This window comes from Kitasatospora sp. NPDC059648 (assembly GCF_042734825.1).
In the GTDB taxonomy this organism is placed as follows: domain Bacteria; phylum Actinomycetota; class Actinomycetes; order Streptomycetales; family Streptomycetaceae; genus Kitasatospora.
Window position 1 is genome coordinate 1 of the sequence record NZ_JBHWDU010000042.1, and the last position, 13,258, is coordinate 13,258.

Below are 13,258 nucleotides of genomic sequence, written 5' to 3' on the forward strand. Positions count from 1 at the left end.
CTGGCTGCCACCACGCCCCTGCCTGCGGGGGGTCGGACGGGAGCCCCCGGGGCCGGTTCGCGGGGACCCGCCCCGGGGGGCTCCCGCGCCTCACGACCCGGCGAGGACCCACGCCTGGCCGGAGGACCGGACGCTGCCGGTGGTCAGGCCCTGGTATGGCCACCGGCCTCCGGAGGTGCCGCTCCGCCCGGTGGCACCGGGTGGTGCGTGGAGCACTGCCCTCACGAACGGTCACCCCGCACCGGGACACCGACGGTGGAGCAGGCGTGGCCCCGTGGGCGGTGGGGAATGGTCAGTGGTGCGTGCAAGGATGACTGCAACGGAAGCTACGTCTCAAGGGGGGTGGACCGTGATCACGAGCCGGTTCACGGGCACAGACGCGAACGGGTACCAGCACACGGCGGTGATCGTCTCGCGCGGGGACAACGAGCGCTACGTGGAGTGCGGCAGCTGCGACTACCAGCGGCGGGTGTCCTGGGGCGCGCGCGAAACGGCCGAATCGCACCTGTGGAGTGAACACCATGTCTCCGGGGTCCACCGACAGCTCGCGCTCGGCCCGTTCATCGCGGCTGGCTTCGGGCTGCTGCTCGTCCTCTTCCTCCTGTCCAAGGCCCACGCCCTGTAGGTCCGTTGACACGCCGCCGCCCCGCACGGCGGGTGCCGTGCGGGGCGCAGGGGTACGGCGGGTGCGGGGCGGTGCAGTCGAACTGCCGGGTCAGGCGGCCGGCTTGGCGGCGACGGGCTTCGCCTTGCTTCCGAACAGGTTGAAGAAGACGGCCAGGGTGGGCAGCAGGTAGGCCAGCCAGACCACCAGCTGCAGCACGGTCGGGTCCGGCTGGAAGTTGAACACGCCCTTCAGCAGGGTGCCGTACCAGCTGTCCTTGGGGATGGTGCTGGAGATGTCGAAGGCCAGCGAGTGCAGGCCGGGCAGCCAGCCGGCCTCCTGGAGGTCGTGCACCCCGTAGGCGAGCACGCCGGCCGCGACCACGACCAGCATCGCGCCGGTCCAGGTGAAGAACCTCGCCAGGTTGATCTTCAGCGCGCCACGGTAGAACAGCCAGCCGAGCACCACCGAGGTGAGCAGGCCGAGCGCGGCGCCGGCCAGCGGGTTCCAGCCGTCGTCGGTGGCCTGCACGGCCGACCAGATGAACAGCGCGGTCTCCAGGCCCTCGCGGCCGACCGCCAGGAAGGAGGTGACCACCAGGGCCGTCGTGCCCATCGCGATCGCCGCGTCCAGCTTGCCGTGCAGCTCGGTCCTCAGGTGCCGGGCGGTGCGCCGCATCCAGAACACCATCCAGGTCACCAGTCCGACCGAGATGATCGACAGCGAGCCGCCGAGCGCCTCCTGGGCCTCGAAGGTGAGCTGCGAGGAGCCGAACTGCAGCACCGCGCCGAAGGCCATGGAGAGCACCACGGCCGCGGTGACGCCGAGCCACACCGGCGGCAGCCTGTCCCGGCGGTCGGTCTTGACCAGGTAGGCGATCAGGATGCAGACGACCAGACTGGCTTCGAGGCCTTCGCGCAGGCCGATCAGGTAGTTGCCGAACACGGCTGACTCCTCGTGGTGGTGGGGGTGAGGGGGATCATCCGAAGAGGGCCTGGCCCCACCACTCCCCCGGCTTGCGCACGCCCGCCGGGCAGGCGAAGTGGGCGGAGCCGACGTGCTGGATGTACTCGTTGAGCTTGTCGGAGGCCGCGAGCCGCTGCTGCAGCGGTACGAAGGCCTTCCGGGTGTCGCGCTGGTAGGCGAGGAAGAACAGCCCGGCGTCGAGGCGGCCGAGGCCGTCCGTGCCGTCGGTGAAGGAGAAGCCGCGGCGCAGGATCATCAGGCCGTTGTTGGCGTCCGGGTGGGCCAGGGCAACGTGCGAGGTCGCGGGCATCGCCTTGAGGTCGGGGGCGTCGTGCTCCTTGGTCCTGCCGTACGGCGCGCCCTCGCCCTTGGTGCGGCCGAAGGTGTCCTCCTGGTCCTTGAGCGAGGCGCGGTCCCAGGTCTCGATGTGCATCCGGATCCGCCGGGCGACCAGGTAGGAGCCGCCGGTCATCCACTCCGGGCCGTCGCCGGGGGCCGCCCAGACGTGCTCGGACAGGTTGGCGGTGTCGTTGCCCGCGATGTTGTGGGTGCCGTCCTTGAACCCCATCAGGTTGCGCGGGGTCTGCTCGTCCGGGGTGGTCGAGGAGGTCTTGCCGAAGCCGAGCTGCGACCAGCGGATGTTGACGGTGCCCATGCCGATCCGGGCCAGGTTGCGGATCGCGTGCACCGCGACCTGGGGGTCGTCGGCGCAGGCCTGGACGCACAGGTCGCCACCGCTGCGCAGCGGGTCGAGCTTGTCGCCCTTGAAGTTCGGCAGTTCGATCAGGGCGTCGGGGCGCTGGGCCTTGAGGCCGAAGCGGTCCAGGCCGTCCTTCTCGAACAGGCTCGGCCCGAAGCCGATCGTCAGGGTGAGCCGGGAAGCGGGCAGGCCGAGCGCCTCGCCGGTGTCGTCCGGCGGCGCCTCGGCGGAGGCGGGGACGGCGCCGGTGCCGACCTCGCGGCCGCCGGTCATCGCGGCGGCCGCCTTGGTCCACTCCTTGAGGAGCTTGACCAGGGACTCCCGGGTGGCCTTCTCGGAGACGTCGAAAGCCGCGAAGTGCAGCCGGTCCTGGACCGGGGTGGAGATGCCCGCCTGGTGCTCGCCGTAGAAGGGCACCTCCCCGCCGACCACGGCGTTCGCCGCCGGCGCCGGGGCGTCGTCCTGCCGGACGGCCGCGGCGACCGATCCGACGGCGGCGGCACCGAGGGCGACGCCCGCGCCCGCCCAGCCGATGACGGCGCGTCGGCTGACCGGGGACCGGTCGGGGGTGGCAGTGGCGGCAGCGGCCGGGGTGCCGTCCTGCTGCTCGTTCTCGGCGTCCATCGGCGGGCGGGCCCTTCTCACTCTTGCGGAACTACTGAACTGCGGCCGGTGACCGGCCGGTTGAGGACCTGGTGGCGGTCCGACGAGGTCCTACTTGGCGACCACGGCGGCGGCCAGCTTCGACAGCGGCTCGCCCAGCGAGTTCACCGAGTCGGAGAAGGTCTTGCGCTCGGCCTCGGTGACCTTGTCGTACGGGGTGAAGCCGCCGTCGGACTGCTTGTACTTGGCCAGCAGGGCGCTGATGGCGGCGAACTCGGAGTCGAGCGTCCTGGCGAGCTCCGGGTCCTTCTCGGCGGCGACCGGCTTCAGCAGCTCGTAGGCCTTCTGGGCGCCCTCGACGTTGGCCTGGAAATCCGCGAGGTCGGTGTGGCTGTAGCGGTCCTCCTCGCCGGTGATCTTGTTGGTGGCGACCTCGTCCAGCAGTTCCTTGGCGCCGTTGGCCATGCTGGTCGCGGTGATCTCCGCCTCGGGGATCTTCTTCTGCCAGTCCTTGAGGTCGCCGACCAGCTGGTCCGCGAGCTTCCGCTCGTCGTCGCCGATCTTCGCGTCGGCCCAGAGCGCCTTCTCCAGGCGGTGCCAGCCGGTCCACTGCTGGCCCTGCTCCAGCTTGTCCTCGCGGGTGTCGGTCTTGGGGTCGACGTCCCCGAAGCTCTCGGCGACCGGCTCGGTGCGCTCCCAGCCGGTGCGCGAGGGCGCGTACAGCGCCTTGGCCTTCTCCAGGTCGCCGCCCTTGATCGCGGCGGCGAAGGCCTCCACGGCCGGGATGGTGGCGTCGGCCTGCTCCTGGGCGTACTTGCGGTAGGAGTCGACGGCGGCGGCCAGGCGCGGGTCGGCCGGGGCGGTGCTGCCGCCCTCGCCGGTCACCGTGATCTTCTGGCGGATACCGTCGCCGACCATGCCGGGCTTGCAGGCGATCTCGTACGAGCCGGCCTTGATCTCGGCGTTGATGCTGGCCTTGGTGCCGGGGCCGATGTTCTCCCGCTCAGTGACGATCTTGTCGCCGGAGGCGTAGACGTAGACCTCGGTGGTCTTGGAGCCCTTGTTGCTGATGTCCAGCACCACGTGGCCGGCCGGGAAGCTGGTCGTGGACACCTCGCAGGCGGTGTCGGTGGCGTTGACCTTGACCGCGTCGGCGCCGCCCGCCTTGTCGTCCTTCTTCGAGGCGCAGCCGGCCAGGGCGGCGGTCGCCACGGCGAGGCTGAGCAGCGCGGCTGCGGTGGAACGGCGGCGGGCGGACATGGGGACTCCAACGGAAAAGGGCATGGGGGTGCCAAGGCCGGGTAAAGCGCCGACCGGGCCGGCGCCTCCTTTTTAGCTAAGGCATACCTTACGTAAGAATGCTTTACCGTCGATACCCGGCCCCCTGCCCAGCCCGAACCGTCACCTCCCGGGCACGCGGCGGGCGGCGGCCCGGGCCGTCCAACGGCCCTCGTGACGGCTGATCCGGACCGGGTGGCCGAAGGTCTCGCTGATCAGCTCGGTGGTCATCACCTCGTCCACCGGCCCGGCCGCCACGCACTCGCCCCCGCGCAGCAGCAGCGCGTGGGTGGTGCTCTCCGGCAGCTCCTCCAGGTGGTGGGTGACCAGCACGCTGGCCAGCTCGGGGTGCTGGTGGCGCAGCAGGTCCAGGCTGTCCAGCAGCAGCTCGCGGGCGGTCAGGTCCAGCCCGGTCGCGGGCTCGTCGAGCAGCAGCAGCCGGGGGCTGGGCATCAGCGCGCGGGCGATCAGCGCCCGGCCGCGCTCGCCCTGGGAGAGGGTGGTCCACGGGGCCTCGGCCATCGCGCTCATGCCGAGCGTCTCGATCAGCTGCTGGGCGCGCTCCACCGCCTCGGGGGCGGGCTTGCGGTGCCACTCGGGCTCGATGGTGTTGGTGAACCCGGTGAGCACCACCTCGCGCACGCTCAGCGGCGAGCGCAGCGGGTGGCGCGGGTTGACGTGCCCGAGGTGGGCGCGCAGCTCGCGGATGTCGACCCGGCCGAGCCTGCGGCCGAGCACGTCCACCGTGCCCCGGGTGGGGTGGGAGACCGCTCCGAGAAGGGCGAGCAGGGTGGACTTGCCCGCCCCGTTGGGCCCGAGCAGCGCCCAGTGCTCGCCGGGCTGGATCTCCAGGGTGAGGCCGCGCAGCAGGTGCCGGCCGTCGCGCACGACGTCCACGTCCTGGGTGCGCAGCAGCGGGCCGTCGAAGGACGGGCTCATGGGGAACTCCGATTCATGGCGCCGGGCAGGGTACGGGCGGGGGCGCCGTACCGGACCGGCCGGCGCCGACCGTCCGTGTGCACCGTACAACCGTCGGCCGGGGCGGAGTCCGGCCGTCCGATGGGTGGACTCGACAGAACCCTGTTGCACGAGGGGAGTTGGGAGGAACATTGTGCCTTTCCGAGGGGAGCGAGGGGGCGGCGAGATGGTGGCGGACGAGGAGCGGCCGGGGAGCGTGCACGGCCTGGTCGAGCAGAGGGCCCGCCGGGCCCCGGAGGCGGTCGCGGTGCGCTGCGGCGAGGCGGAGCTGACTTACGGGGAGCTGGACGCACGGGCCGACCGGCTGGCCGCCGTCCTGGCCCGGCGCGGGCTGGCCCCGGGCGGCCGGGCCGCGGTCGCACTCGGCCGGGGCACCGAGGTATACGTGGCGTTGCTCGCGGTGCTCAAGGCGGGCGCCGGGTTCGTGCCGGTGGAGCCGACCGCGCCCGACGCGCTGCTGCGGCACGTGCTGGCCGACGCGGCGCCGGACCTGGTGCTGACCGAGCAGCGCCACCGGGCGCGGCTGGCGGACGCCGGCGGCTCGCGGGTGCTCTGCCTGGACGACCCGGCCGAAGCGGTCCCCCCGGAAGGGGAGTTCGAGCGCCCCGAAGTCGGGCCGGGCGACCTGGCCTGCGTGTTCTACACCTCCGGCTCCACCGGCCTGCCCACCGGCGCCCTGGTCGAGCACCGCAACCTGCTGGCCGCGTACGCGGGCTGGCGCGAGGTGTACGGGCTGACGGCCGAGGACCGGATCCTGCAGACCGCGAGCCTGGAGTTCGACGTCTTCACCGCCGACTGGGTCCGCGCGCTGTGCACCGGCGCCACCCTGGTGGTCGCCCCGTCCAACCTCACCCTGGACCGCACCGCCGACCTCGCCGTCCTGCCCGCCCTGGTGGCGCGGGAGCGGGTCACGGTCATGGAGCTGAACGTCCGCACCGCCCGCCGCCTCACCGCCCTGCTGGAGGCGAGCGGCGCCGGGCTGCCCGGGGTGCGACTGCTCACCGTCGGCGCCGAGAAGTGGTACCTGGACGAGCAGGTGGCCCTGCAGCGGCTGCTCGGCGACTTCAGCCGGGTGCTGAACGTCTACGGCCTGGCCGAAGCCACCGTCGACAGCACCTACTTCGACGTGCGCGGCGCGGCCGTCGCCGAGGGGGCGGAGCGGGTCTCGCTGATCGGCCGGCCCTTCCCCGGCACCCGGGTGTACGTGCTCGGCCCCGATTCCGCCCCGGTGCGGCCCGGGCGGGTCGGCGAGATCGCGATCGCGGGCGGCGGGCTGACCCGCGGCTACCTCAACCGGTCGGCGGAGACCTCCCGCCGCTTCGTCCCGGCGAGCTTCGACCCGGACGGGCGGGTGCTGCTCACCGGCGACCTCGGGCTGCTGCGGGCGGACGGCGTGCTGGAGTTCGTCGGGCGGGCCGCGACGGTGGTCGGGCCGCTCGGGTCGGACCGGGTGACCACGGTGACCACCCGGGTCAAGGCCGCGGCGCGGGCCGAGGGGGCGTTGCGCGCCCATCCCGCGGTGCGGGAGGCGGCCGTGGTCGAGGTGCAGCCGGCACCGGGGCGGCGGGTGATGGTCGGCTACGCGGTGACCGTTCCGCAGGCGGACGGTGTGGACGGCTGGTCGCTCACCCAGTACCTGGCGGAGCAGCTCAAGGGCTTCTCCGCGCCCGCCGCCGTCATACCCGTCGCGGAGCTGCCGCGCACCCGGGCCGGCAAGCTGGACCGTGCCGCACTGCCACTGCCGGCCCCGCCGCAGCACACCGCGCCGCGCTCCGCCAAGGCCGGTGGCAGCCGCAAGGGCGGCGGGAAGGCCGGGGGCCGGGCCGGGGCGTCCGGCCAGGACGAGGTGGGCTGCTACGCGTTCTTCGTCACGGTGGCCGCAACCATCCTCGCCCGGTGGACCACCGACTACTTCTACCCCGGGTCGACCGACCTCTCCGGGGTGCCCTCCGACTACCACTTCTGGTTCGGACTGCTCTACTGGGCCGAATCCGCCGCCTTCGGCGCCGGGCTGTCCTTCCTCCTCTTCGGCCTCCCCGCGGTGCTGCGGCAGGGCCGCTCGCTCAGGCTGTCGCTGCTGACGTACCTGTCGGTGTTCTGGCTGCTCGCCAACTGGTGGCCGCAGGACAACCTGTACCGGCTGACCGCCGCCACCGACTGGCCGCGCGAGACGACCATGGTCTACGTCTTCAACATCCCGCTGATGCTGGCCGCGGTGGTGGTCGTGGTGTTCCTGCTGAGCCGGCCGAAGGCGAAGCAGTAGGGCTTCAGCGCAGCGCCTCGAACATGCCGGTCAGCGCGTGGTTGGCAGCCTGGACCACGGCCTGGGCGGCGTCCAGGGATTCGGTGTCCGGCCCGGCGAGGGCGAGGCCGACGGCGGGTTCAGGGTCCCGGCCCGCCGTCGGGATCAGCGGCAGCAGGGTGACGCCGAGCCGGGCGCAGCGCGGGCGCAGCCGGTCGAGGTGGTCGTGCAGCGCCTCGGGGGCGAGCCGGGCGCCGAGCGGCAGCGCGTCCAGGGTGCGGACCAGGTGGCCCGGGCCGCGCACCTGGTCGAGGCGTGCGCCCAGCACGAAGGCGATGGCCGGGCCGGTGAGCCGCAGGTTGATCTCGGTGGGGGCGAGCCGGCGCTGCCGGTCGGTGACGAAGTCGACGTCGTACCAGCCCCGGTAGCCGTCGGCGGCGAGCCGCTCCCCCACCGCGAGGGCGAACCGGCGGGCCGTCTCGGCGGCGGCCCGCGGGACGGCGCCGGGGCCGACGGTGACGCCCTGGTACCGGGTGCCGGCCACCTCCATGGCACCCGCGCCGACGGGGTGCACGGCGCCGTCCGGGCCGACCACCGCGTCGTAGGTGAGGTCGCGCAGCCGGGCGGCCGGGCCCGGGTCGACGTACTCCTCCAGCAGCAACTCGCCCTGCGGCGGCAGGACTTCGGAGCGGACCAGCCGACGCAGCAGGGCGCCACCGCCGCCCGCGGCGAACAGCTCGGCGGGCTCGACCACGACGGTGCCGTAGCCGCCGACGCCGTGCGGGCTCTTCAGTACGGTGGTCAGCCCCCGGGCGGCGCGGACCGTCAGCCGCCTCGCCGCCCGGCGGCGGCTCTCCGTACGGTCCTGCGCGGGGACGACGATCCCGGGGTGCTCGGCGGCCAGGGCCGTGAACAGCCCGTGGGCGGCGGCCTTGGACTCGTACCGGCGGACGGCGGCCAGCTCGGGCCCCTCGCCCTGCGCGGCGGTGCGGCCCCAACCGACCACCGGATGGCCGGAGTCGGCGATCCGCGCGGCGAGGGCGGGCCGGGCGGCGAGCGCCTCGGCGAGGGTCAGGCCGGGCGCCACCCCGCTGTGGACCTCGACCGGCCCCCAGTCCAACTCCCGGGCCAGCCAGTCGGTCCACTCCCGGTCGACCTCTGCGGGCAGCACCAGCACCGCCGGCTCCGGGCTGTAGCCGACGGCCAGGCAGGCGTAGTGGTGCGCCTGCCGCAGCCGCCGGGCGCGCTGCTCCGCGTCCATGCCGGGGGCGAAGAACTGCGCGTTGAAGTCCGCCACGTTGCCGAGGTGCACCGCCGCCCGCCCGCCGGTCCAGGCCCCCACCCATCCGTCCATGCCCCGAGAGCTTAGGGCCTGTCGTCAGAGCGCCGACAGCCCCGCGTCGGTGGGCCGGAGACCGCAGGAGTCCAGGTAGAGGGGGCGCAGGTGCGGCTCGAAGTCGACGTGCAGCCAGGCGCAGCCGGCCGCCCGGGCGCCGTCGGCGGCTTCGGCGACCAGCCGGGTGGCGATGCCCAGCCGTCGGGCGTCCGGTGCGACCACGGTGTCGAGCAGGAACGCGTGGGCGCCACCGTCCCAGGCGACGTTGACGAAGCCGACGAGAGTGCCGTCGGCGGCCCGCCTGGCGGTGACCCAGCCGAGGCTGTGCCGCTCCAACCGGGCCAGCCAGCGGCCGGGTTGGACGGGGTGGCCGAAGCCTTCGGCGTGCAGGGCGTCGAGTTCGGGGTCGGTGAGCGCGCCGCGCCACCGGCAGTCGGTCGGCTGGTCGTCGGTCGCTCGGTAGTCCGTCGCTCGGTAGTCGGTCGTCACGACGACAGCGTAGAGGGCTTGTTAACTTCCGATCATTTTTGATTTGACCAGGACACAACTTGGCAAAGTTATGACCTTTCCTCTAGCTGAATCTGACTGACCGCCGTCAATCTCGGTCGCAGCTCTTTTCCCTGCAGCTACCCCCACTGGAGCCAGAGTGAGCCCCACCTCCTCCTCCCGCCGTGTCCGCACGGCCGGAGCCGTCGCCGTCGTCGCCGCGCTCGCCGCCGTGGCCGTCCCCACCACGGCCGCCGCCGCGCCCGCCACGCGTGAGGCCGCGATAGCCCAGGCCCGCGCCAACGTCACCCACAACCCCGGGGTGTTCGGCTACGGCGCGGGTCAGGACCTCGTCCTCAAGGACGTCGTCCTCGACGCCGACGGCACCTCGCACGTCCGCTTCGACCGCACCTACCAGGGCCTCCCGGTGGTCGGCGGCGACCTGGTCGTCCACCAGGACGCCCGCGGCAGGCTCAGGGACACCTCCCGTGCGGCCGCCCACGACGCCGCCGTGAAGTCCACCACCCCCAAGGTGCCCGCCCAGTCCGGCGCCGCGAACGCGCTCTCCGCCGCCCCCGGCGTCCGGGACGCCGTCAGCACCCCCGAGCTGGTGGTCTGGGCCGCCGACGGCACGCCCCGGCTCGCCTGGCGCACCACCGTCGAGGGCGCAGGCGAGCACGGTCAGCCGGCCGGCAAGGTCGTCGTCACCGACGCCACCACCGGCGAGCAGATCGAGTCCTACGACGCCGAGCACCAGGCCGCCGGCACCGGGAACTCCGAGTACACCGGCCAGGTCACCGTCGACACCACCCAGACCGGCGGCGGCTACACCCTCACCGACCCGGTCCGCGGCCACGTCACCAAGGACGCGGGCAACCTCTCCGCCGGCTCGGTCAAGGCGACCTCCGGCACCCCGTTCACCAGCACCACCAACGTCTGGGGCGACGGAAGGAAGTTCTCCACCGACCGTGCCACCGCCGCCGTCGACGCCCACGCCAACACCGCCTGGACGTACGACTACTACAAGAACGTCCACGGCCGGAACGGCATCAAGAACGACGGCAGGGGCGCCACCGTCTTCGTCCACGTCGGCACGAACTGGGACAACGCCCAGTGGTCCGACAGCTGCTTCTGCATGATGACCGGCGACGGCGACGGCAGCACCGACCCCGAGCAGGTCGACCTCGACACCATGGGCCACGAGATGACCCACGGCGTCACCAGCGCCACCGCCAACCTGCGCTACAGCGGCGAGTCTGGCGGCCTCAACGAGTCCACCAGCGACATCTTCGGCACCATGGTGGAGTGGTACGCCAACAACAAGGTCGACACCGGCGACTACCTGTTCAGCGACCAGTCCACCCCGCCGTGGCTGCGCCGCTTCGACAAGCCCTCGCTGGACGGCAAGTCGGCGGACTGCTGGACGAGTTCGGTCGGCAAGCTCGACGTCCACTACTCCTCCGGCGTCGGCAACCACTGGTTCTACCTGGCCAGCGAGGGCAGCGGCAGCAAGACCGTCAACGGGGTCGCCTACAACAGCCCGACCTGCAACAAGTCCACGGTGACCGGCATCGGCAACCAGAAGGTCGCCAAGATCTGGTACCGCGCGCTGACCGTCTACATGACCTCCACCACCAACTACAAGGGCGCCCGCGCCGCCTCCCTCAACGCCGCCCGCGATCTCTACGGCGCCGGCAGCACCGAGTACAACGCGGTCGCCTCGGCCTGGAGCGCGGTCGGCGTCAACTAGCCATCGCAGGCTAGCTGTTGAACCCGATGTGGACGTGGTCGTGGTGGGTGTCGTCGGTGAAGAACCGGTTGCCGACGCCCGCGATCGCCACCGGCCCGCCCACGTTGTACGAACCGGCGGCCGCCGCGTCCCGCATGAAGGACTCGATCAGCCGCCGGGGCGTGGCCGGGTCGATCACCGCCCGGCCGTCGATCCGCCAGACGTCGAAGGCCCGGCCCAGCGGATGGTCGCTGGGCCGGGTCGTCCCGAAGACGTCCAGCGGGTGGCCGCTGCGCACCACGCTCACCGAGAGCGTGTACGGGCCGGCCAGCCGCAGCATCGCCGCCAGGACGGTGTCGTGCACGGCGCCGCTGCGCAGGTCGTCCGCCGCCCCCGGCGCCAGCTCGACCCTCGGCTCGGCCAGCACCTCGGCCATCGCCGGGGCGGGTGAGGTGGCGGCCGGGCCCGGGTCGCCCGGGTGCAGCGCGGTGACGGTCCAGCGCGGCTCGGCCCGGCTCAGCCGGACGTCCACGGTGATCCCGCCCGGGGCCACCGCGCCGTCCGACTGCCGGGTCCACTGCCGGCAGACCACCAGCACACTGGCCGAGTCGGCCAGGATCCCGCCGTACTGGGCGTCGATCACCTCCAGGCTCGCCTCGGTAGCCGCCGGGGCGAGCCGCCCGGCCTGGTCCGCCAGGCCGGGCGGCAGCCCGAGCGCCGCCACCCGGGACCGGGCCGCCTCCGCACCCTGGGCACCGGACGGCCAGGCCCCGAGCGCTGCGACCAGCTCGACGGCGCGGCGCTTGACGTCGGGCTGGATCTCGCCGGGGCCGGGCTGCCAGAGCGGCGGGTTGGGCAGCGGGGTCGGGCTCGGGGTCACGGTCGGGCTCGTGCTCGGCGACGCGGCGGAACCCGTCTCCGCTGTCCCGGACTTGCCCCCGCTCGAACACCCCACCGCCCCCAGCAGCACCGCCGCCGCCCCCGCCCGCAGCACCCCGCGCCGGCCCGCCCGCCGGTGGCCGCAGCCGCCTCCGCTCGTCATGCCGTCAGTATGCGACCGGAAGCCCGGGCACGGGCGCCGGTGTCAGCCCAGACGGCGGATCGGCTCACCCTTGAGGAAGGCCTCGATGTCCTCCACCGCCTCACCGAAGTACCGCCGGTAGTTGTCCCGCGAGACGTACCCCAGGTGCGGAGTGGCGAGCAGCCGGGGCGCGCTGCGCAGCGGGTGGTCGGCGGGCAGCGGCTCGACGTCGAAGACGTCCAGGGCGGCGCCCGCGATCCGGCCCTCGGTGAGCGCGGCGAGCAGCGCGTCCTGGTCGACGATCGCCGCCCGGGAGGTGTTGACCAGGTAGGCGTCGGGCTTCATCAGGGCGAGTTCGGCGGCGCCGATCAGCCCGTGGGTGTCCGCGTTCGAGGCGAGGTGGACGGAGACGAAGTCGCTCTCCCGCAGCAGTTCCTCCTTGGAGCCGGCCCGGCGCACGCCCGCCTCGGCCGCCCGCTCGTCGGTCAGCCTCCGGCTCCAGGCGAGCACGTCCATGCCGAAGGCGGTCCCGACCCTGGCCACCAGCGCGCCGATCCGCCCGAGGCCGAGCAGCCCCAGCGTCCGCCCGTGCAGATCGGCCCCGACGGTGCTCTGCCACGGGCCGCCCTCGCGCAGCGCGGTGTTCTCCTGGACGATCCCGCGGGCCAGGCCGAGCAGCAGCGCCCAGGTCAGCTCGACGGGCGGGGTGCCGGAACTGGCGGTACCGCAGACCGTGACGCCGTGCGCCGCGGCGGCGGCGTGGTCGATGACCGAGTTGCGCATGCCGGAGGCGATCAGCAGCTTGAGCCGCGGGAGCCGGGCGAACAGCGTCGCGGGGAACGGCACCCGCTCGCGCAGGGTCACCACGATGTCGAACCCGGCGAGCGCGGCGGCCAGTTCGCCCTCCGAGCCGTGGTGCTCGCGGAAGGAGGTCACCTCGACCCGGTCGGCTATCGACGACCAGTCGGCGGAACTGGTGGCGACGCCCTGGAAGTCGTCCAGGACGGCGCAGCGGAGCATCGGAAGCGTCATGACGGCAGCTTGCCAGACGGCGGTGGGGCCGGGGGCCGCAGCCCGTACCGGTCCCCGTCCCGGACGATCCACCAGGGCTCGCCGAGCTTCATCCGAAGGACGGCCATCGGGTACCGCAGCTCCCGGGGGCCGAGCCAGACGCCCCAGCCGCGCAGCAGGACGTCCTGCGCGTCGTGCAGCCCTTCGCCCAGCTCGATCAGGGTGCGCAGGCCCCGGACGTCCTGATGGGTGAGCCGGACCTCGCGGCCGTCCACCGTGGCGGTCCGGGCGTCCGGGTCGAGGA

Annotated in this window: 12 protein-coding genes; 3 read left to right on the plus strand and 9 right to left on the minus strand. The window is 73.4% G+C overall.

The window, feature by feature from the left end; genetic code table 11:
* Positions 1 to 349: 349 nt before the first annotated feature.
* Positions 350 to 625: a hypothetical protein gene (locus tag ACFV1W_RS23490; RefSeq protein WP_380419181.1), complete on the plus strand. Its 276-nt coding sequence runs from the start codon at positions 350 to 352 to the stop codon at positions 623 to 625.
* Positions 626 to 715: 90 nt separating this feature from the next.
* On the opposite strand, the gene efeU is transcribed toward ACFV1W_RS23490, so the two are convergent.
* The 4 genes from efeU to ACFV1W_RS23510 all read right to left on the minus strand — a co-directional run bounded on the left by efeU (position 716) and on the right by ACFV1W_RS23510 (position 5,090).
* Positions 716 to 1,549: an iron uptake transporter permease EfeU gene (efeU, locus tag ACFV1W_RS23495; protein WP_380419182.1), complete on the minus strand. Its 834-nt coding sequence runs from the start codon at positions 1,547 to 1,549 to the stop codon at positions 716 to 718.
* Positions 1,550 to 1,583: 34 nt separating this feature from the next.
* A complete protein-coding gene (gene efeB, locus ACFV1W_RS23500; protein ID WP_380419183.1) occupies positions 1,584 to 2,894 on the minus strand; it encodes an iron uptake transporter deferrochelatase/peroxidase subunit in 1,311 nt (436 codons plus the stop codon).
* A gap of 90 nt (positions 2,895 to 2,984) precedes the next feature.
* Complete coding sequence (efeO, locus tag ACFV1W_RS23505) at positions 2,985 to 4,133, minus strand: iron uptake system protein EfeO (protein WP_380419184.1); 1,149 nt, start codon at positions 4,131 to 4,133, stop codon at positions 2,985 to 2,987.
* Positions 4,134 to 4,274: 141 nt separating this feature from the next.
* Entirely contained in the window at positions 4,275 to 5,090 is an 816-nt protein-coding gene (locus ACFV1W_RS23510; protein ID WP_380419185.1) for an ABC transporter ATP-binding protein, read from the minus strand.
* A gap of 205 nt (positions 5,091 to 5,295) precedes the next feature.
* Here ACFV1W_RS23510 and ACFV1W_RS23515 point away from each other — a divergent pair, with 205 nt between their 5' ends.
* On the plus strand, positions 5,296 to 7,392 hold the full coding sequence (locus tag ACFV1W_RS23515) for an amino acid adenylation domain-containing protein (RefSeq protein ID WP_380419186.1): 2,097 nt from the start codon (positions 5,296 to 5,298) through the stop codon (positions 7,390 to 7,392).
* Positions 7,393 to 7,396: 4 nt separating this feature from the next.
* Here ACFV1W_RS23515 and ACFV1W_RS23520 read toward each other — a convergent pair whose 3' ends face one another.
* A complete protein-coding gene (locus ACFV1W_RS23520) occupies positions 7,397 to 8,725 on the minus strand; it encodes a hypothetical protein (RefSeq protein ID WP_380419187.1) in 1,329 nt (442 codons plus the stop codon).
* A gap of 24 nt (positions 8,726 to 8,749) precedes the next feature.
* Complete coding sequence (locus ACFV1W_RS23525) at positions 8,750 to 9,097, minus strand: GNAT family N-acetyltransferase (protein WP_380419237.1); 348 nt, start codon at positions 9,095 to 9,097, stop codon at positions 8,750 to 8,752.
* Between the two features lie 256 nt (positions 9,098 to 9,353).
* Here ACFV1W_RS23525 and ACFV1W_RS23530 point away from each other — a divergent pair, with 256 nt between their 5' ends.
* Entirely contained in the window at positions 9,354 to 10,943 is a 1,590-nt protein-coding gene (locus ACFV1W_RS23530; RefSeq protein ID WP_380419188.1) for a M4 family metallopeptidase, read from the plus strand.
* A gap of 10 nt (positions 10,944 to 10,953) precedes the next feature.
* On the opposite strand, the gene ACFV1W_RS23535 is transcribed toward ACFV1W_RS23530, so the two are convergent.
* Genes ACFV1W_RS23535 through ACFV1W_RS23545 form a run of 3 tightly spaced genes read right to left on the minus strand, consistent with a single transcriptional unit; the run spans position 10,954 to position 13,229 of the window.
* Complete coding sequence (locus ACFV1W_RS23535) at positions 10,954 to 11,964, minus strand: hypothetical protein (protein ID WP_380419189.1); 1,011 nt, start codon at positions 11,962 to 11,964, stop codon at positions 10,954 to 10,956.
* A gap of 42 nt (positions 11,965 to 12,006) precedes the next feature.
* Complete coding sequence (locus ACFV1W_RS23540; RefSeq protein ID WP_380419190.1) at positions 12,007 to 12,975, minus strand: D-2-hydroxyacid dehydrogenase family protein; 969 nt, start codon at positions 12,973 to 12,975, stop codon at positions 12,007 to 12,009.
* Complete coding sequence (locus tag ACFV1W_RS23545) at positions 12,972 to 13,229, minus strand: hypothetical protein (protein WP_380419191.1); 258 nt, start codon at positions 13,227 to 13,229, stop codon at positions 12,972 to 12,974. Before ACFV1W_RS23545 ends, ACFV1W_RS23540 begins: the two co-directional genes overlap by 4 nt.
* Positions 13,230 to 13,258: the final 29 nt, after the last annotated feature.